General features: G+C 62.1%; 18 protein-coding genes. 8 read left to right on the top strand and 10 right to left on the bottom strand.

The annotated features are described in order from the left end of the window. Nucleotides 1-81: 81 nt before the first annotated feature. Together P0D68_RS15050 and P0D68_RS15045 are read right to left on the bottom strand one after the other, a co-directional pair. Nucleotides 82-927: a 23S rRNA (adenine(2030)-N(6))-methyltransferase RlmJ gene (locus tag P0D68_RS15050; protein ID WP_408296518.1), complete on the bottom strand. Its 846-nt coding sequence runs from the start codon at nt 925-927 to the stop codon at nt 82-84. 218 nt (nt 928-1,145) lie between these two features. After that, nucleotides 1,146-2,117: a potassium channel beta subunit family protein gene (locus tag P0D68_RS15045; RefSeq protein WP_091795676.1), complete on the bottom strand. Its 972-nt coding sequence runs from the start codon at nt 2,115-2,117 to the stop codon at nt 1,146-1,148. A 223-nt stretch (nt 2,118-2,340) separates the two neighbouring features. Between P0D68_RS15045 and P0D68_RS15040 the strand changes: the two genes are divergently transcribed. Then, complete coding sequence (locus tag P0D68_RS15040) at nt 2,341-3,138, top strand: 3-hydroxybutyrate dehydrogenase (RefSeq protein WP_408296521.1); 798 nt, start codon at nt 2,341-2,343, stop codon at nt 3,136-3,138. A 10-nt stretch (nt 3,139-3,148) separates the two neighbouring features. Next, the gene (locus P0D68_RS15035; protein WP_091795671.1) at nt 3,149-4,387 is read left to right on the top strand and encodes a DUF3734 domain-containing protein; all 1,239 of its coding nucleotides are present in this window, start codon (nt 3,149-3,151) and stop codon (nt 4,385-4,387) included. A 200-nt stretch (nt 4,388-4,587) separates the two neighbouring features. On the opposite strand, the gene P0D68_RS15030 is transcribed toward P0D68_RS15035, so the two are convergent. Further along, entirely contained in the window at nt 4,588-5,787 is a 1,200-nt protein-coding gene (locus tag P0D68_RS15030) for an amino acid aminotransferase (protein WP_091795668.1), read from the bottom strand. Between the two features lie 457 nt (nt 5,788-6,244). Between P0D68_RS15030 and uvrB the strand changes: the two genes are divergently transcribed. The 5 genes from uvrB (at nt 6,245) to P0D68_RS15005 (ending at nt 12,012) form a co-directional block, all read left to right on the top strand. After that, nucleotides 6,245-8,338, top strand: coding sequence for an excinuclease ABC subunit UvrB (gene uvrB / locus P0D68_RS15025; RefSeq protein WP_091795664.1), 2,094 nt, complete (start codon nt 6,245-6,247; stop codon nt 8,336-8,338). 334 nt (nt 8,339-8,672) lie between these two features. Then, the gene (locus P0D68_RS15020; protein WP_091795661.1) at nt 8,673-9,221 is read left to right on the top strand and encodes an iron transporter; all 549 of its coding nucleotides are present in this window, start codon (nt 8,673-8,675) and stop codon (nt 9,219-9,221) included. Between the two features lie 132 nt (nt 9,222-9,353). Beyond that, complete coding sequence (locus P0D68_RS15015; protein ID WP_091795658.1) at nt 9,354-9,686, top strand: cupredoxin domain-containing protein; 333 nt, start codon at nt 9,354-9,356, stop codon at nt 9,684-9,686. 77 nt (nt 9,687-9,763) lie between these two features. Then, entirely contained in the window at nt 9,764-10,609 is an 846-nt protein-coding gene (locus tag P0D68_RS15010; RefSeq protein WP_408296526.1) for an FTR1 family iron permease, read from the top strand. Further along, complete coding sequence (locus P0D68_RS15005) at nt 10,606-12,012, top strand: 4Fe-4S binding protein (RefSeq protein ID WP_408296529.1); 1,407 nt, start codon at nt 10,606-10,608, stop codon at nt 12,010-12,012. The genes P0D68_RS15010 and P0D68_RS15005 overlap by 4 nt, the downstream gene beginning before the upstream one ends. A 335-nt stretch (nt 12,013-12,347) precedes the next feature. On the opposite strand, the gene hemP is transcribed toward P0D68_RS15005, so the two are convergent. From hemP to P0D68_RS14985, 4 genes are all read right to left on the bottom strand, one after another. After that, on the bottom strand, nt 12,348-12,608 hold the full coding sequence (hemP, locus tag P0D68_RS15000) for a hemin uptake protein HemP (RefSeq protein ID WP_408296532.1): 261 nt from the start codon (nt 12,606-12,608) through the stop codon (nt 12,348-12,350). Between the two features lie 207 nt (nt 12,609-12,815). Further along, nucleotides 12,816-13,298, bottom strand: coding sequence for an SRPBCC family protein (locus P0D68_RS14995; protein ID WP_091795645.1), 483 nt, complete (start codon nt 13,296-13,298; stop codon nt 12,816-12,818). A gap of 23 nt (nt 13,299-13,321) precedes the next feature. Next, nucleotides 13,322-13,720, bottom strand: coding sequence for an OsmC family protein (locus P0D68_RS14990; protein ID WP_091795642.1), 399 nt, complete (start codon nt 13,718-13,720; stop codon nt 13,322-13,324). 155 nt (nt 13,721-13,875) lie between these two features. Continuing rightward, nucleotides 13,876-14,754 (bottom strand): pirin family protein, encoded by an 879-nt coding sequence (locus tag P0D68_RS14985; RefSeq protein WP_408187004.1) that lies wholly within the window; start codon nt 14,752-14,754, stop codon nt 13,876-13,878. Nucleotides 14,755-14,877: 123 nt separating this feature from the next. Here P0D68_RS14985 and P0D68_RS14980 point away from each other — a divergent pair, with 123 nt between their 5' ends. Further along, complete coding sequence (locus P0D68_RS14980; RefSeq protein ID WP_408296537.1) at nt 14,878-15,867, top strand: LysR family transcriptional regulator; 990 nt, start codon at nt 14,878-14,880, stop codon at nt 15,865-15,867. Between the two features lie 353 nt (nt 15,868-16,220). On the opposite strand, the gene P0D68_RS14975 is transcribed toward P0D68_RS14980, so the two are convergent. The 3 genes from P0D68_RS14975 to P0D68_RS14965 are packed head-to-tail and all read right to left on the bottom strand — an operon-like array spanning nt 16,221 to nt 18,146. Then, on the bottom strand, nt 16,221-16,640 hold the full coding sequence (locus P0D68_RS14975; protein WP_091795633.1) for an ExbD/TolR family protein: 420 nt from the start codon (nt 16,638-16,640) through the stop codon (nt 16,221-16,223). 16 nt (nt 16,641-16,656) lie between these two features. Continuing rightward, the gene (locus P0D68_RS14970) at nt 16,657-17,388 is read right to left on the bottom strand and encodes a MotA/TolQ/ExbB proton channel family protein (RefSeq protein ID WP_408296540.1); all 732 of its coding nucleotides are present in this window, start codon (nt 17,386-17,388) and stop codon (nt 16,657-16,659) included. A 26-nt stretch (nt 17,389-17,414) separates the two neighbouring features. Next, complete coding sequence (locus tag P0D68_RS14965; RefSeq protein WP_408296543.1) at nt 17,415-18,146, bottom strand: energy transducer TonB; 732 nt, start codon at nt 18,144-18,146, stop codon at nt 17,415-17,417. Nucleotides 18,147-18,213: the final 67 nt, after the last annotated feature.

The raw sequence follows: 18,213 nt of genomic DNA, 5'->3' as shown, positions 1-18,213 counted from the left end.
GCGATATTTGCGCGTGACCGGCGACAGGGCCCACGTGGCTCGGCGAGCTACTCGCGCTTGCAGCGCGCGCCGAGCAACTACTCAGTCGCCGCGATACTCGACCTTGAACTGTGCGGCCTTGTCTTGGCCGAGCACCTTGACGAGCCAGGGCATCTGGTCTTTCAGTGTTTTCGCCAGCGTGTACGGCGGGTTCAGGATGAACATGCCGCTGCCGAAAAGTCCAAAACCGTCTTCCGGCGGGTTGCTGACCGTTAAGCTCACGTGAAGCCAGTTACGCTCCTGCAGTTTCTTCAACTGATCGGGGAAACGCTGCGATTCAGGGCGCCTCACTTGCGGATACCAGATGGCATACGTGCCGGTCGGGAAACGCTTCAGGCTTTCTTCCACGCTGCGCAACGTGCGCGTGTAGTCGCGCTTGTCCTCATACGAAGGATCGAGCAAGACCAGCGCGCGCCGTGGCGCCGGCGGCAGCAAGGCGAGAATGCCGTCGAAGCCGTCGCCCGCATACAGCATGGCGCGGCGGCCTGCGTCGCGGAAATTGTGGCGCAGCACGTCGATCTCGGTGGTGTGCAGTTCGAACAGACGCATGCGGTCCTGTTCACGCATCTGCCGCCACGCGATATACGGCGAGCCGGGATAAAAGCGCAACTGGCCGTCCGGATTGAGCGCGCTCACTTCGTCGACGTAGTCGGCGAAGATGGGCGGCAGATCGTTGCGTTCCCACAATCTGGCGATGCCGGTCTGGAATTCGCCGGTTTTGGTCGCGTAACCTTCCTTCAGCGAATAGACACCGGCGCCCGCGTGCGTGTCGATATACCAGTAGGATTTGTCCTTCTGACCGAGGTAGCGCAAGAGTTGCAACACGACGGCGTGTTTCAGAACGTCGGCGTGATTGCCTGCATGAAAGGCGTGGCGGTAGCTGAGCATGATGAGGAGACGCTGAAAGAGGGCGTGCCGCTCCAAGGCGGATTCGGCGCTGCAGATGCAATGCGGCTGCACAGCGGGCATATGGCGCCGGTGTGCAGCGCGGTCGCGTATTGTACGCGAGGCCGCGTTGCGCACCTGCGCTTTGCAGTGAGTGCCGCGTAACACGTTACTGGCTGCGATCCGCCGGATCCATGTTACGCGTTCAGTGGCCGGCCCTGTCAGTCGTGCGCGTCGCCGATAATTGCCTCGATCCGCTCCTTGATCTCCGGCGTGATCCGCTCGGCCACCTCGGCGGACTTCATGTTTTCGCCGATCTGTTCGACCCGCGAGGCTCCCGTGATTACCGTGCTGACATGGGGATTCTTCAGAATCCAGCCTATCGCGAGCTGGCCGACCGTGCAGCCTAACTCGTCAGCCACTTCGCCGAGCTTGCCGACCACGTCGTTCTTGCCCGCGTCGGTGACCTGCTTGCGTAGCCAGTCGTAGCCTTGCAATTGCGCGCGGCTGTCGGCCGGCACGCCGTCGCGGTATTTGCCGGTCAGCAGGCCGGACGCAAGCGGGCTCCAGGTGGTCAGGCCAAGGCCGATATCCTCATAGAGCCGCTTGTATTCCTGCTCGACGCGGTTGCGGTGGAACAGGTTGTATTGCGGCTGCTCCATGACCGGCTTGTGCAGATGGTGCCGTTCCGCAATGTCATAAGCGGCGCGGATTTCATCGGCGCTCCATTCGGACGTGCCCCAGTACAGCGCCTTGCCGCGAGTGATCATGTCGCTCATGGCCCAGACGGTTTCCTCCACCGGCGTGTTCGGGTCCGGACGATGACAGAACACCAGATCGACATAGTCGAGTTGCAGACGTTTGAGCGACGAATCGATTGCGTTCAGAAGATATTTGCGGTTCAGCGTGTGGTACTGGTTCGGCGCTTCCGCGAGTCCCCAGAAAAATTTTGTCGACACCACATAGCTCACGCGCGGCCACGCCAATTCTTTGAGCGCCTGCCCCATGATTTCTTCGGATTGGCCGCCGGCGTACACCTCGGCGTTGTCGAAGAAGTTGACTCCCGCGTCGCGTGCGGCCGCCAGCGATTCACGTGCAGCGCGGCTGTCCACCTGATTGCCGTAGGTGACCCACGAGCCGATGGACAGTTCGCTGACTTGCAGGCCGGAGCGGCCCAGACGTCGATAATTCATGCATTCCTCCTTGTTGGTGATGCCACCGGAATCCCGCTGAAAACGTCCAGTTTAAAGAGATAAGCTGCAATATGCTTTTTACCGATGGAGTTCACACGGTTCATGCACAATAGCAGCGTTGGCCGCAGTGCAGCATTCGGCCGAACGGCCTATGCCGTTCGGCCGACTTCACGCCGCCCGCGGCCCGTGGTCTCATTGCTCATTAACTGCATGGAGGTTCTGGATGTCTTCACTGAACACAAATCTGAATGGCAAAGTCGCGGTGGTGACCGGCGCGGCAAGCGGCATCGGCAAGCAGATTGCGCTGACCTTATCCGCAGCGGGCGCGGCCGTCGCGATCGCCGACCTCAACCAGGACGGGGCGAATGCCGTCGCTGAAGAAATCAAAAAGGGCGGCGGCAAGGCAATCGGCGTGGCGATGGACGTCACGAATGAAGACGCCGTCAACCAGGGTATCGACAAGGTTGCCGCGGAACTCGGCTCGATCGATATTCTCATTTCCAACGCCGGCATTCAGATCGTCAATCCGATCGAAAACTATTCGTTTTCAGACTGGAAGAAGATGCAGGCGATCCACGTGGACGGCGCCTTCCTGACCACCAAGGCAGCGCTCAAGCATATGTACAAGGACGATCGCGGCGGCATCGTGATCTACATGGGTTCGGTCCACTCGCATGAAGCGTCGCCGCTCAAGTCGGCTTATGTGACGGCAAAGCACGCATTGCTGGGCCTCTCGCGTGTGCTCGCGAAGGAAGGCGCAAAGCACAACGTGCGCTCGCATGTGGTGTGTCCCGGCTTCGTCCGTACGCCGCTCGTCGACAAGCAGATTCCGGAGCAGGCCAAGGAACTGGGCATCAGCGAGGAAGAGGTGGTGAAGCGTGTCATGCTGGGCGGTACGGTCGACGGCATCTTCACCACGGTGGAAGACGTCGCGCAGACCGTGCTGTTCCTGTCGACCTTCCCGACGGCGGCGCTGACCGGGCAGTCCTTCATTGTGAGTCACGGCTGGTATATGCAATAAGGAGGCACCCATGGCGCAACGCAATCTCAAGCGGGCGCGCGTCGCCGCGCCCGGCGACGGGGAAGGCGAGGGCGCCGGTCCGGCGCCCGCTGAGCACCTGGGCCGGCACGTCCATCTGCCTGACTACGAAACCGTTGCGCTGATGCTGCAAGGCGGCGGTGCGTTGGGTGCCTACCAGGCCGGTGTCTTCCAGGGGCTTCACGAAGCCGGCATCGAGCCGAACTGGCTGGCCGGCATTTCGATCGGCGCGTTGAACACCGCCATCATTGCGGGCAATCCGCCGGAGAAGCGCGTCGAGCGGTTGTTGAAATTCTGGGAGACGATCTGCCAGCCGGCTTTCGGCCCGCCGTTGCCGGCATTTATCGAGCACGCGCTTTTCAACTCCAGCGAAGCCGTGCGCAAAGCGTTCACGGCAACGCAGGCAATGGGTGCCATCGTCGAGGGGCAGAAGGGCTTTTTCGTGCCCCGCTTCCCGCCGCCGTTGCCCACGGTGTCCGGGCCGCCGCAACAGGCCAGTTACTACGACACCACGCCGCTAAAAGCCACGCTCGAAGCGCTTTGCGATTTCGACCGGATCAATTCGCGCGAAATGCGCGTTTCGGTGGGGGCGGTCAATTGCGGTTCGGGGAATTTCGCGTACTTCGACAACACGCACACCACACTGAGGCCCGAGCACTTCATGGCCTCCGGTGCGCTGCCGCCAGGGTTCGCGGCGGTCGAGATCGACGGCCAGTTTTACTGGGACGGCGGTTTGATGTCGAACACGCCGCTCTACGAGGTGATCCAGTCCACACCGCGCCGTGACACGCTCGCGTTTCAGGTCGATCTCTGGAGTGCGATCGGACCTGTGCCGGACAACATCACCGATGTCCAGGGGCGTATGAAAGACATCCAGTATTCGAGCCGCACACGTCTCGTGACCGACATGCTGCAACGGTCGCAGCGTTTCCGGCACGTGTTGCGCGAGGTGCTGGAACGCGTGCCGTCGGACCAGCGTGACGATCCGTGGTGCAAACTCGCGGAAGATCTGTCGTGTTCGAAGCGCTACAACGTGATTCACCTCATCTACCGCGAGAAGGAATACGAGGGGCACTACAAGGACTTTCAGTTCGGCCTGTCGACGATGCGTGAACATTGGCAAAGCGGTCTGGAAGACATTCGTCGTTCGCTCGCGCAACCGGATTGGCTCGACATGCCGAATAACGACGCAGGCTTTGTCACGCACGATATCCATCGGGATTCGCGCTGAAGAGCGGCGGGTCCGGGCGGCGCGCGCAATAGAGGTGGATCTCTGTCGTCGCGGCAAGTCATGATGCATCGCAAACGTCTCGGCTCACGTCGCAAGTAACAGGCAATCAGGCACAAAAAAACGGCGCCCCGAAAGGGCGCCGTTCCCACAAGCAAGTTCAAGCAGAGCGCGTGCAATGAATGCCCGCGCGTCTCGATGCTTTACTTCAACACTTGAGCGATCGCGCTGGCCACCGCGTCGAGGTTGCGCGTATTCAGCGCAGCCACGCAGATGCGACCCGTGCTCACGGCATAGATGCCGAACTCTTCACGCAGACGGTCCACTTGCGGCGCCGTCAGACCCGAGTACGAGAACATGCCGCGTTGCGCGTTCACGAAGCTGAAGTCACGGTCCACGCCGCTAGCCTTCAGGCGTTCGACCAGACCGTTGCGCATTGCGCGGATACGGTCGCGCATTTCGGCCAGTTCCGTTTCCCACGTGGCGCGCAGTTCCGGCGAAGCGAGCACGGCCGCGACCACCGAGCCGCCGTGCGTCGGCGGGTTCGAGTAGTTCGTGCGGATCACGCGCTTCAGTTGCGACAGCACGCGAGCGGCTTCTTCCTTGCTTGCCGTGATGATCGACAGGGCGCCGACGCGCTCGCCATACAGCGAGAACGACTTCGAGAATGACGACGACACGAACACGTTCAGTTCCGACGCGGCGAACAGACGCACGGCTGCAGCGTCCGCTTCGATGTTGTCGCCGAAACCCTGGTAGGCGATGTCGAGGAACGGCACCAGATCGCGCGCCTTGACGACTTCGACAACCTGCTTCCATTGCTCGACGCTCAGGTCCACGCCGGTCGGGTTATGGCAGCACGCGTGCAGCACGACGACGGTGCCCGCGGCGTAGCTGTTCAGCGCGCTCAACATGGCGTCGAAATTCACGCCGTGGGTGTGCGCGTCGTAGTACGGGTACGAGACGACTTCGAAGCCTGCGCCTTCGAACAGCGCGCGGTGGTTTTCCCAGCTCGGGTCGCTGATCGCGACCTTGGCGTTCGGGTTCAGACGCTTCAGGAAGTCCGCGCCGATCTTCAGCGCGCCCGTGCCGCCCAATGCTTGCGCCGTCACGACACGGCCCGCTGCGATCAGCGGCGAGTCGTTGCCGAGCAGCAGTTTCTGCACTGCGGCATCGTAAGCGGCAATACCTTCGATTGGCAGATACCCGCGCGGCAGCGCGGCGTCGACGCGGGCCTTTTCCGCGTCGCGCACGGCGCGCAACAGCGGAATCTTGCCTTCTTCGTTGAAGTACACGCCGACGCCAAGGTTGACCTTGGTCGTGCGCGTATCGGCGTTGAAGGCTTCGTTCAGGCCCAGAATCGGGTCGCGGGGAGCAAGTTCGACGGCGGAGAACAGAGACATGATGGATGGGCAGCAGTAGTGAAAAGAGGACGGCTTCGATCGCGGACGGCCGGGCCAGCAGTGGTGTCCGGCGCAGGGCACAAACGGACTGCGGACAACGGCGAGCGAGTGCAGCTTCGCATTGTAACGAATTCGCGATCATTTTTTGGCCGACACGGCCGGACGGATGGAATTTTTTGCTTGAAAAACAGGCACTCCGGCGCCAATTGAAAAGAGCGGCGAGGTCCGCAACGCCGTCTGGAGAGACCGGAAAACGGGCCCGCAACCGAGCGGCGACGGGGCGTCACGGCCACCTGGCCGCGATGAGCCAATGCCCTGCGACCGCCCCAAAGGGCCACAACATCGCGCCCGGCCAGACTCGCGCGAACCCTTGAAAAGCCTACGCAGACCCGCTCGATCCTCGATTCCCGCAACCCGTTAGAATAGTTCTTTGCCCCAAGGCCAGGCGCCGCCCCACATGTCCGAACAACATCTGACTGAAGCCGAAGATACGCTCGACGAATCCAAATTCGTCAGGTTCGAAGGCTCGCCGTTTCAGCTGTACCAGCCGTATCCGCCCGCCGGCGACCAGCCCACGGCGATCGACACGCTCGTCGAAGGCGTCGAAGACGGCCTCGCATTCCAGACGCTGCTCGGCGTGACCGGCTCCGGCAAAACCTTCACCATGGCCAACACGATCGCGCGGCTCGGCCGCCCGGCCATCGTGTTCGCGCCGAACAAGACGCTTGCCGCGCAGCTCTATTCGGAGTTCCGCGAGTTCTTCCCGCGCAATGCGGTCGAGTACTTCGTCTCGTACTACGACTACTATCAGCCGGAAGCGTACGTGCCGCAGCGCGACCTGTTCATCGAGAAGGACTCGTCGATCAACGAGCACATCGAGCAGATGCGGCTATCGGCCACCAAGAGCCTGATGGAGCGGCGCGACGTGGTGATCGTGGCGACGGTGTCGGCGATTTACGGTATCGGCAATCCGTCCGAATACCACAAGATGATTCTGACGCTGCGCACCGGCGACAAGCTCGGCCAGCGCGACATCATCGCGCGGCTGATCGCCATGCAGTACAACCGCAACGAAGCCGACTTCCAGCGCGGCTCGTTTCGCGTGCGCGGCGACACGATCGATATTTTCCCGGCCGAGCATGCCGAAATGGCGGTGCGCATCGAGTTGTTCGACGACGAAATCGAAACGCTGCAACTGTTCGATCCGCTCACCGGCCGCGTGCGTCAGAAGATTCCGCGCTTTACGGTGTATCCGTCGTCGCACTATGTGACACCGCGCGATACCGTGGTGCGCGCGGTCGAAACGATCAAGAACGAACTGCGTGAGCGGCTCGAATTCTTCTACAGCGGCGGCAAGCTGGTTGAAGCGCAGCGGCTCGAGCAGCGCACGCGCTTCGACCTGGAAATGCTGCAGGAACTGGGCTTCTGCAAGGGCATCGAGAACTACTCGCGGCATTTCTCGGGCGCGGCGCCGGGCGAACCGCCGCCCACGCTGGTCGATTACCTGCCGCCAGACGCGATCATGATGCTGGACGAATCGCATGTGCTGATCGGGCAGTTGAACGGCATGTACAACGGCGACCGGGCACGTAAAGAGAATCTGGTCGACTACGGTTTCCGCCTGCCGTCGGCGCTCGATAACCGGCCGCTCAAATTCAACGAGTTCGAACGCAAGATGCGCCAGGTGGTGTTCGTCTCGGCCACGCCGGCGGACTACGAGCAGAAAACGGCCGGGCAGGTGGCGGAGCAGCTGGTGCGCCCCACGGGTCTCGTCGATCCGGAAATCGAAGTGCGGCCGGCGCGCAGCCAGGTCGACGACGTACTAGGCGAGATCAACGAGCGCGTCAAAGTGGGCGACCGCGTGCTGGTAACGGTGCTGACCAAGCGCATGGCCGAGCAGTTGACCGAGTTTCTGGCCGACCATGGCGTCAAGGTGCGTTATCTGCATAGCGACATCGATACGGTGGAGCGGGTTGAAATCATCCGCGATCTGCGGCTTGGCACCTTCGACGTGCTGGTCGGGATCAACCTGTTGCGCGAAGGGCTGGATATCCCGGAAGTGTCGCTGGTCGCCATTCTCGACGCGGACAAGGAGGGCTTCCTGCGCGCCGAGCGCTCGCTGATCCAGACCATCGGCCGGGCGGCGCGTAATGTGAACGGCAAGGCGATTCTCTACGCCGACAGGATCACCGACTCGATGCGCCGAGCCATCGACGAAACCGAGCGGCGGCGCAACAAGCAGATCGCCTTCAACCTCGAAAACGGCATTACGCCGCGCGGCGTGGTCAAGCGCATTCGCGACATTATCGACGGTGTGTACAACGTCGACGACGCCCGCGCCGAACTGAAGGAACAGCAGACGCGCGCGAAATTCGAGGACATGTCCGAGAAGCAGCTTGCCAAGGAGCTCAAGCGCCTCGAAAAGCAGATGATGGAGCACGCCAAGAACCTCGAGTTCGAAAAGGCCGCGCAAACGCGCGACCAGCTCGCCTTGCTGCGCCAGCGCGTGTTCGGCGCGAACGTCGGCGATCACGTGTCCGGCGTCGAATAATGCGTCCTTCCGCCGCAGGGCGCGGCGCCGCATCGCGCCCTGTCGACCGCTGCCCGGCACTCGCCCGGCAGCGCGCCATGTCATCACCGCGCACTTCCTTAAAAGCACCTTAAGACCCTGCTGGCATAGGGCTTTGCGTGCGTTCTGAATTGTTCTCCCTCGCGATCGATGATAAACTCAACCAATATTGAGAATGGTTCGCATTAACGTTCGTATAGCGCTTAGGCTCCGACCGGCCGTGGGTTTCAAGGCTTGGGGCCGCTGCATCAAAGCCTGCGCAACGCACCGTTCCAATGGGTTCGATTCGAGTCTGATAAAAAAACAAGGAGTTTCAATGCGGATTTCTTCATTTGTGCGTGGTGGCGCAGCAGCGGTGGCCGCGGTCGCGGCGTTGTCGGCAACGGCAGCGGAGTACCCGATCGGCAAGCAGCAGATTCAGGGCGGCATGGAAATCGGCGCGGTCTATCTGCAGCCGATCACGATGGAACCCGAAGGCATGATGCGCAAGGCCTCGGACTCGGATATCCACCTCGAGGCCGACATTCACGCGGTCAAGAACAATCCGACCGGTTTCGCCGAAGGCGACTGGATGCCGTATCTGCAGGTGCGTTATGAGCTGACGAAAGCCGGCTCGAACCAGACGCAAAAGGGCGACATGATGGCGATGGTCGCCAACGACGGCCCGCACTACGGCGATAACGTCAAGCTGCAAGGCCCGGGCAAGTATCACCTGAAGATGATCGTCGAAGCGCCGATGCAAACGGGCCATATGGCTTTCGGCCGCCACGTCGACAAGGAAACCGGTGTAGGCCCGTGGTTCAAGCCGATCACGCTCGAATACGACTTCACCTTCGCCGGTATCGGCAAGAAGGGCGGCTACTGATCGCCGCGCATCGTCATGTGTGGCCGCGCTTTGCCGCGTGGCCGCGCGTGGGTGAATGGGATGAATGAATCCATGCAGCAGGCGGCGTGTCGTTGATGAACCCGCACTGCGCCACGTTTTCCGGAAAGGCTGATGAGAATTAACCGAAAGATCGCAACCTTCGCCACCACGCTTTTGCTGGCGGGCGCAGCGCACGCAGCCGACCTGCCGACCTTCAAGCTGGAAATGAACGACGGCAAGTTGAATCCGGCACGCATCGAAGTGCCGGCGGGGCAGCGTATCAAGATCGAAGTGCGCAACACGGGCAAGGGCGCGGCTGAATTCGAAAGCGTTCAGTTGCGTAAGGAAAAGGTTTTGGCGCCCGGTGCGGATTCGTTCGTGGTGATCGCGCCGCTGGAACCGGGCGAGTACAAGTTTTTCGACGATTTTCATCAGCAGGCGCAGGGTGTCATCGTCGCGAAGTAATGGCCTCAGCTGCGAGCGCGGGCCGTCGGCGGTTCGTGTGTTCGCCAAGGCAGTAGAAGGGTAGAGGGAGAGCTTGGATGGGTCAGATTCTGTTCGTCGTATGGCGGGAAAGTGTCGAGGCGCTGCTGGTCGTCGGCATTCTGTACGCGTGGCTGAAAAATGGCGATGACGATGCGCGCCGCGGCTTGCCGTACCTGTGGGGTGGCGTCGCAGCCGGATTGATCGCGGCGGTGGCGCTCGGCGCGGCGCTGGTCGGTTTCACCGAGGTGCTTTCCGGTGACGCGCAGGATTATTTCCAGACGGCGATGGTGCTGATCGCCTGCGTGCTGATCGTGCAAATGGTGCTGTGGATGAAGCAGCATGGCCGCTCGCTCAAGCGAGACATGGAGCAGTCGCTGCAAAAGAGCCAGCGCGATTCGAACTGGTGGGGCGTCGCGTTGCTGGTGGCGTTGGCGATCGCGCGTGAAGGCAGCGAAACGGTGATCTTCCTGTACGGTCTCGGTTTCGGCCAGTCCGGTCACGTGGACGGCAGCCAGATGCTCGCGGTCGTAATCGGCCTCGCGCTCGCGTTCCTGACCTTCTACGTGCTGCAACTGGGCGGCAAGTTCTTCTCGTGGCGGCTGTTTTTCCGCATCACCGAAATCATGCTGTTGTTCCTCGGCGCGGGCCTGTTCCAGACCGGCGTGGACAAGCTGATCGACAAGGAAATCCTGCCGACACTCGTCGATCAGATGTGGAACTCGTCGGCGATTCTCGACGACTCGAGCACCTTCGGTTCGCTGGTCGCCACGCTCACCGGCTATCGCGCGCATCCGGCAATGATGAATCTGCTGGCGTACGCGGTGTACTGGGCGGTGGTGTATCTGCTGTTGCGCCGTGCAAACCGCAAGCCGGTACAACAAGCCGCCGGGCGCGCGGCATGAGCACCGTGATGACCCGCCCGGGCCGCCTTGCGGCGGCCGGGCAGTGGATGCAGCGCCACGGCGCCGCGATTCGCGGCATTCAGTGGGTCGTGGTGGCGGTCTACGCGTTTCTGATTCTGGTGCCGGCGGTGATGCCGCTGCCGGACGACACGGCGCACTTGTGGAATAACCTCACGCTGGCGGCGCAGTTCGTCTTCTGGGGAATCTGGTGGCCGTTCGTGCTGCTTTCGATGGTCATGCTCGGCCGTGTCTGGTGCGGCGTGCTGTGCCCCGAAGGCGCGCTCGCCGAATTCGCCAGCAAATACGGGCGAGGCTGGGCGATTCCGCACTGGATGCGCTGGGGCGGCTGGCCGTTCGTCGCATTCGGCATCACCACCATCTACGGTCAGATGGTGAGCGTCTACCAGTATCCGAAGGCCGTGCTGCTGGTGCTGGGCGGTTCGACCTTCGCGGCGATGATCATCGGCTTGCTCTACGGGCGCGAAAAACGTGTCTGGTGCAAGTATCTGTGCCCCGTCAACGGGGTCTTTTCGCTTCTGGCGCGGCTCGCGCCGTTTCACTACAAAGTCGATGAAGACGCCTGGCGCCGTTCCTACAAGAACGGCGAGCATGGGCATCGCGTGATTCCGATCAATTGCGCGCCGCTCGTGCCGTTGCGCAATATGAAGGGCGCGTCGGCCTGCCATATGTGCGGCCGTTGCAGCGGGCACCGCGACGCGATTGCGTTGACGTGGCGCGCGCCGTCCTCGGAAGTGGTTCAGTTGGGCGACAAGCAGGCGAACCCGTGGGACACCGCGTTGATCCTGTACGGTCTGCTCGGCATTGCGATCGGCGCGTTCCACTGGACCGCGTCGCGCTGGTTCGTCGATCTGAAGATGTTCTTCGCGACCTGGCTGGTCGATCACGACATTACGTGGCCGCTCGACACCAATGCGCCGTGGTTCCTGTTCACGCATTACCCCGAGCAGAACGATGTGTTTTCGTGGCTCGACGGCACGATGGTGATCGGCTACATCCTCGCCACGGCGTTGGTGTACGGCACCGCGCTGCTGGTGCTGCTGATGGGCGCGACGCGCATGCTGGGGCGCTTCAATGCCGTGCGTTTGCATCATCTGACGCAAGGGCTGATTCCGATTGCCGGCGCGGGCGTGTTCCTCGGCCTGTCCGCTACCACGCTGTCGCTGTTGCGCGCGGAGCATGTGTCGTTGTGGTGGGCGTCGGACATGCGTATCGCGATACTGGCGATCGCCAATCTGTGGAGCGCATGGCTCGCCTGGCTCGTTACGCGCCGCTACAGCGAACGCTTCGTTCAGCGCGGCCTCGCGATGATGTGGTTCGTCGCGGCGCTGGCCGTGGTCGACAGCGCATGGTGGTTGATGTTCTGGGGTTGGGCTTCGAAGTGAGGCCGAGGTAACGCCGAAGCAAGCCCGAAATAACTCAATACCCGGCGCCGCGACTGGATGCATCTGATGCACCGTTAAGCGCCGCGCCAAACAGAAAAGCCGTGGAGATGACATCATCCCACGGCTTTTTTCATTGTCTGCATGATCGGCACACGCCGTTGCGCGTCGCCGCATCGAGGGAGGACCAAAAAAGCGGCCTGGCTGGCTGCGACGGCTGGCTTGGTGTCTGCACGAAGGGGTCTAATTCTCACGTGCAAGCCGTCGTGGCTGGCTAATGCCCAACACCTCTCTGGGAGGTGGTCCCCACAATACCCGGTAGTTACCGCTGTTCGTCCTTACTTCGTCAGAATCAACTTGCCCAGGCGCGTTGCGCGCAACTGGTAGGTCTCGCCGTTGTGCACGATGCTGACGTGGCTATGTCCTTGCAGCAGCGCGTCGCTGCGTACGATCCGCTCCGACGTCTCGCCCGATGCATTGGCGCGATCCGCGCCAGGCTTCTGGCTGGTCGCCGCCGCCGTGGAGGCTTTCGGACGGCTGGTCAGCGCGGCCGCGGGGCGGCGCAGGCTGAGTGTCGAAGGGCGCGCAGTATCGGTCATTGGTTTTTAGCTGTTGGTCGATTCGATGGATTAATTCTAAATGATAACTATTCCTATTTACAAGTTAAGGAAGTTGATCGAATTTTTGTTTCGATAGTCGAGCGACCAAGGCGGCGACAAAACGGAGAAATCTGGCCAAGGCCGCCGCTTCGACCAGCGGCCTTGCAATCGATGGCGAGCGGGGCGGGAGAAGGGTGCCCGCGAAATTCAATGCAGCGAGCCGGGTTCCTGCTTGGCCTGCACATACTGACGGATGAGCCGAACGGTATCGATATCGTTCTCGCGATACGCCGACTTCACGATCTCCTGCGTTTGATGCGCGTCGGGATCCGTCGATTCGGGCAACGTGGTCGCGTACTCGAAGCGCAGAAACAGCTGCAGTTCGTCAGGTTGCTCGATGGTCATGGTGAGCGAGCCGCCGACGTAGTCCGCCGTCGGCAGAATGTCGTAGCGCACGCTCTGGCTTTGGTCCAGCGTGACGCGGTCGCGTACGGTCGCCTGGCCGTAGTGCAGCTCTCGCTCGAGCACGTTGCCGTCGCGCGAGAGAATCGTGCAGCTGTCGAGCCCCATCACGAAGAGTTGCGGCTGTTCGGCGCGCAGCACGAGCCCCTCCCACAACTGCTCGCGGGTCATCGACTCGACAAACGGATTCAACGGGTCGTTGATCTGGATAAGGTGTTCGAAATTCAAAACGACGGCTTCCTATGAAAGCGTTAAGCGACGGCGAGCCCTGAACGGATCGTGATCGAGTGCGTAAGGATCTTGTGGACCGGGCACTGATTGGCAATTTGCAAGAGCCGTTCCCGCTGCTCGTCGGACAGATCGCCTTCGAGCACGATTTTGCGGTCGATGGTCGTGCCCGCGTCGCCGGTTTCGAGCGAGAGCGTCACGCGTACGTCGGCGAGCGGCCATTCCTTGCGCTGAGCGTACATTTTCAGCGTGATCGACGTGCACGCGCCGAGGCTCGACAGCAACAACGAAACGGGTGTCGGCCCGCGATCACCGCCGCCGAGCGACTCGGGCTCGTCGGCAAGCCATGTGTGCTTGCCGTCGTCGAAAAGGACCTGGAAATTCGTCGAACCGATGTGGGCGGTGACGGTGGGCTCTGCCATGCGCGCTCCTGAACAGGGACGGAAATCGCCGCGCGCCACCGCCCGTTTTGACGCAACGGCGTGGCGCGCGGCCTGAATCGCTATTGTGAACGAATTTACCGGCCTTCGCGCCTTGGGTTGCGGCGCGGGCGACGCGTGCTTCGCGCGCCCGGGACTCAATGCGTGATCGCGCCCATGCGCCCGGCCTGGTAATCGACGACGGCCTGGCGGATCTCGTCTTCCGTGTTCATCACGAACGGACCGTAGCGCACCACCGGCTCCTTGAGCGGCACGCCGCCGAGCAGCAGCACTTCGAGCGGCTCCGCGCCGGCCGTGAGCGTCACGGAGTCACCGTCGTTCTGGAACACGACCATTTTCTGCGCACCGATTTCCTGACGCGCTTCGCCTTCGCCGTAGAACCCGTTGCCCGACAGGCTATACGCAAACACGCGATAGTCGGCGGGCACCGGCTGCCGGATCGTCGCGCCCGGTTGCAGCGAGAAATGCTGATACAGAATCGGCGTGCGCGTTTCGATCGCGGCCTTGACGCCGAGCGCTTCGCCCGCGATCACCTTGACGCGCACCTTGCCGTCCGCGGACGTTGCCACAGGAATGCTCGACGACGGCATTTCCTGGTAGCGCGGCGCGATCATCTTGTCGCGGCGCGGCAAATTCACCCACAACTGCAAGCCGTGCACGCGCCCGCCTGTGCGGACGAACGACGGGTCCGGCATCTCGCTGTGCACGACCCCCGCGCCCGCGGTCATCCACTGCACGTCGCCGGCGTGCAGGGTGCCGGAATGGCCGGCCGAGTCCTTGTGGCCGAACTGGCCCTCCAGCACATAAGTGACCGTTTCGAAGCCGCGGTGCGGATGGTCGGGCGCGCCTTTGGCCTCGCCCGGCGCGTAGTCGATCGGGCCCATTTCGTCGAGCAGCAGGAACGGATCGAAGTCCATCAGCATGCGGGTCGGAAACGGGCGATGGACGATAAAGCCGCCACCCTCGGTCGTGCGAACGGCGGGAAACGTGCGTTCGATCGTGCGGGTCGTGCTCATCAAAAGTCACCTCAAAAAATGGGGAATAGCGTTATTTTTGAAACATGGAGCTATTATAGGGACCGTTTTCCGGGGTGCCAGCCGCCCTCGCGCAATGGATTGTTCTATTACTGGAACGATGAGATGAAGATCGATTCACACAACCTGAACGACCTGATGTATTTTTCGCAGGTCGTCGAACATGGCGGTTTTTCTGCCGCCGAACGCGTGCTCGGCATCTCCAAGTCGCGGCTGTCGCGCCGGCTGACCGAGCTCGAAGCGTCGCTCGGCGTGCGCCTGCTGCAGCGATCCACGCGCAAGCTGGCGCTGACCGAAGCCGGGCAACTGTTCTATCAGCATTGTCAGGCGATGCTGAGCGAGGCGCAGGCGGCCGTCAACGTCGTTCAGCAACTGCGCTCATCGCCGCGCGGCACAGTGCGCGTCAGCGTGCCGGTCACGATTTCGCAGACGATTCTGTCGCAGATCCTGCCTGAGTTCATGCATCGTTATCCGGAAGTGCGTGTGGTCATGCGCGTGACGAACCGCGTGATCGATCTGTTCGAGGATTCGATCGACGTCGCACTGCGGGTGCGCTCCGATCCGCCGGAGAACGCCAACATCGTGGTGCGGCCGCTGTGGCGCACGCAGCAGATGCTGGTCGGCGCGCCGAGCCTGTTGCAACAGAATGCGCCGCCGTTGCTGCCGGCCGATCTGAACCGCTTCGAAACGCTCGACGTGCCGACCGGCGACGGACGCCACGTCTACAACCTGATCGCGCCCGACGGCACGCGACACGCGCACGAACACGAGCCGCGCCTCGTCACCGCGGATCTGATGACGATTCGCGAAGCGGTGCTCGGTGGTGTCGGTATCGCCGCGTTGCCGGAGATGATGTATGGCGCCGCGTTGCGAGCGGGGCAATTGTCGCCAGTCATGCCGGGTTGGACCTTCCCGACGCCGCAGTTGTACGCCGTATTCGTGTCGCGGCAGGGGATGGTGCCGGCGGTGCGCGCGTTTGTCGATTATCTGGTCGAGATGCTCGATCCCGACGACGGCAAACACATCATGGGCGAGTGTCCCGCGCGCGAGGAAAAGGCCGCTGCCGCGCAGTCTTCGTTCGCGATTTCCCCATAGCACTTCTCACGCGCGACAACATCGCTTTTAGCATTTAAGCGCGGCCTGTCATGAGTACTTTCAATGGCCGTTTGCTTGAATGCGCGCGCTCCCGGGCCTATAGTGAAATCCCTTCGCTAAGGAGTCTCTTATGCGAAAACTCATGGCCGCTATCATAGCGGGCCTGATAGGGCTGACCGCGCTGTCCGTGTCGATCACGGCTGTCGCATGCGGTGATTCAGGTAGCTATCAATCTTCGACCGATGGCAAATGATCCCGCCGCCCGAAGGCGCCGAGTGCGCACAAAAAAAGGCCTTCATCCGACGATGAAGGCCTTTTACTTTCCAGCCCTTTTTTAAACGGCTTTTATCGCATTACTTCGCTTTCGGTTGGGTCACGAAGCCGATCTTGGTCAGGCCGCCGGCCTGTGCCGCCGACATCACTTCCGCCACTTTTTCGTACGGAACCTTGCGGTCCGCGTCGAGATGCAGTTCGGGTTGCGGGTTCGCTTGCGCGGCCTCTGCAATTTTCGCGCGCAGTGCGGTGTCATCCACCTTTTTGTCGTCCCACATGACGTTGCCGTCGGCGTCGACCGCGACGGTCACCTGCGCGGGCTTGGTGTCTTCTTTCTGGCTGCTTGCATGCGGCAGATCGATCTTGACCGCATGACGAATCACAGGAATCGTCACCATGAAGACGATCAGGAGAACCAACATCACGTCGACGAGCGGCGTCATGTTGATTTCGTTCATCAGGCCGTCGTCATCGTCCGCGGCGAAGGGGCTCATTGCCATTGGATTGCCTCGCTGATCAGTTCGTGCGCGTGGCGAGCCGCAGGCCGTCACCGCGCTTGGACGACGACAGTCGCGCGCCCGTCACGAAGAATGCGTGCAGACCGTGCGCAAAGCGGCTCAATTTGGCCACCACCGCCTTGTTGGCGCGCGTCAGTGCGTTGTAGCCAAGCACTGCCGGAATCGCGACGAAAAGGCCGAACGCGGTCATGATCAACGCTTCGCCAACAGGGCCGGCGACCTGATCGATCGACGACTGACCACTCGCGCCAATCGCCAGCAGCGCGTGATAGATGCCCCACACCGTGCCGAACAGACCGACGAACGGCGCCGTGCTGCCGATCGACGCGAGAATCGCGAGACCGCTCTGCATGCGGGCGACGCTTTCGTCCATCGTGTCCTTCAGGCAGCGCGTGATCCAATCCGACACGTCCATGCGGTCGTGCAGATGCGGCTGTGTCTGATGATGGTGATCGGCCGCTTCCTGACCCGACAGCGCCAGTGCGAGGAACGGATTGTCCTGCGGGGTCGACGAGCCGGCGCCGAGTTTCTTGACGCCGTCGGCGAGATCATCCGAGTGCCAGAACGCCTGTTCGGCGTTCTTCGTGAGGCGCTTCAGGCGCATCACATTCCAGCCCTTGATCACGATCACGCTCCACGACATGACCGACATGATCAGCAGCGCGAGCGCGATGCCGCGCGTCACGAAATCCCCTTGCGCCCAGACGTGCGCCAGTCCGTAGTTTTGCATTGCAATTCCTTTTTTTGAAATCTGCTTCAGTCGCTCAGACTGAAGTTGTAAGGCCGGGTGTAAGCGGCTCGAATTGGCTGGCCGTTCTCGAGAAATGGCTTGCAGGTAGTCGCGTGCACGGCGGCGAGCGCGGCGTCGTCGAGACGGCTGAAGCCGCTGCTCTGTTGTAGCTGGATGTCTTCCAGCTTGCCCGTCAGGCCGACCACGAACCGCACGGTGGCGGTGCCGGTTTCACCACGCCGCCTGGATAGCGGTGGGTAATCAGGCTTCACCAGTTCGCAATTAAGGTGCGAGACGTTCTTGGGCGCGCTGACCTCTATCGTCTGACGGCTAACGGCCGGCGCGGCCGGCGCGGCAGGAGCGGGCGGGGCGGCAGGTGCGGCCGGCGCGGGAGCGGGTGCGGCGACGGGTGTCGGCGAGGGCGCGGCGGCCACCGGTAAAGGCGTCGGCGTCGGCTTGGGCGTCGGAGCCGGCTTCGGCTGGACCTTCGGCTTGGTGCGAACCGGCGGCGTCGGCGTAGGCGGCGCGATCGACTGTATCGCAACGGGCGTGGCAACCGGCGCCGGCGGCAGCAACTGCGCGGTCATCACGCGCGATTCGAGGACCGGTTGAACAGGGTCGTGCCGCAAGGTCATCACCACGGCCAGCAGCGCGACGTGAATCGCTGCAACCAGTGCGGTGGCTGTCAGGACGCGGGAGTTCGGTCGGGTGGACGAAGCCGGCATGGCGCCGGCTGAAACGGTATGCGAGGCCGGCATATCAGCGTGGCGGCGCGCTGTGAATGCAGCGCGTCAGACAAGACGTCGTCATGTTCGAAAAATCAGC

The sequence above is a fragment of the Paraburkholderia sp. RL17-380-BIE-A genome (assembly GCF_046028085.1).
Taxonomy (GTDB): domain Bacteria; phylum Pseudomonadota; class Gammaproteobacteria; order Burkholderiales; family Burkholderiaceae; genus Paraburkholderia.
This window is presented reverse-complemented; position numbering and strand designations above follow the sequence as displayed.

What these genes read in the sequence shown, in the direction of transcription:
- P0D68_RS15030 (WP_091795668.1), bottom strand. Translation starts at nt 5,787, where the DNA reads ATGTCTCTGTTCTCCGCCGTCGAACTTGCTCCCCGCGACCCGATTCTG.
- P0D68_RS15015 (WP_091795658.1), top strand. Translation starts at nt 9,354, where the DNA reads ATGAGAATTAACCGAAAGATCGCAACCTTCGCCACCACGCTTTTGCTG.
- P0D68_RS14990 (WP_091795642.1), bottom strand. Translation starts at nt 13,720, where the DNA reads ATGGCAGAGCCCACCGTCACCGCCCACATCGGTTCGACGAATTTCCAG.
- P0D68_RS14975 (WP_091795633.1), bottom strand. Translation starts at nt 16,640, where the DNA reads ATGGCAATGAGCCCCTTCGCCGCGGACGATGACGACGGCCTGATGAAC.
- P0D68_RS14980 (WP_408296537.1), top strand. Translation starts at nt 14,878, where the DNA reads ATGAAGATCGATTCACACAACCTGAACGACCTGATGTATTTTTCGCAG.
- P0D68_RS15005 (WP_408296529.1), top strand. Translation starts at nt 10,606, where the DNA reads ATGAGCACCGTGATGACCCGCCCGGGCCGCCTTGCGGCGGCCGGGCAG.
- P0D68_RS14970 (WP_408296540.1), bottom strand. Translation starts at nt 17,388, where the DNA reads ATGCAAAACTACGGACTGGCGCACGTCTGGGCGCAAGGGGATTTCGTG.
- P0D68_RS15020 (WP_091795661.1), top strand. Translation starts at nt 8,673, where the DNA reads ATGCGGATTTCTTCATTTGTGCGTGGTGGCGCAGCAGCGGTGGCCGCG.
- P0D68_RS15045 (WP_091795676.1), bottom strand. Translation starts at nt 2,117, where the DNA reads ATGAATTATCGACGTCTGGGCCGCTCCGGCCTGCAAGTCAGCGAACTG.
- P0D68_RS15035 (WP_091795671.1), top strand. Translation starts at nt 3,149, where the DNA reads ATGGCGCAACGCAATCTCAAGCGGGCGCGCGTCGCCGCGCCCGGCGAC.
- P0D68_RS15050 (WP_408296518.1), bottom strand. Translation starts at nt 927, where the DNA reads ATGCTCAGCTACCGCCACGCCTTTCATGCAGGCAATCACGCCGACGTT.
- P0D68_RS15010 (WP_408296526.1), top strand. Translation starts at nt 9,764, where the DNA reads ATGGGTCAGATTCTGTTCGTCGTATGGCGGGAAAGTGTCGAGGCGCTG.
- uvrB (WP_091795664.1), top strand. Translation starts at nt 6,245, where the DNA reads ATGTCCGAACAACATCTGACTGAAGCCGAAGATACGCTCGACGAATCC.
- P0D68_RS14965 (WP_408296543.1), bottom strand. Translation starts at nt 18,146, where the DNA reads ATGCCGGCCTCGCATACCGTTTCAGCCGGCGCCATGCCGGCTTCGTCC.
- hemP (WP_408296532.1), bottom strand. Translation starts at nt 12,608, where the DNA reads ATGACCGATACTGCGCGCCCTTCGACACTCAGCCTGCGCCGCCCCGCG.
- P0D68_RS15040 (WP_408296521.1), top strand. Translation starts at nt 2,341, where the DNA reads ATGTCTTCACTGAACACAAATCTGAATGGCAAAGTCGCGGTGGTGACC.
- P0D68_RS14985 (WP_408187004.1), bottom strand. Translation starts at nt 14,754, where the DNA reads ATGAGCACGACCCGCACGATCGAACGCACGTTTCCCGCCGTTCGCACG.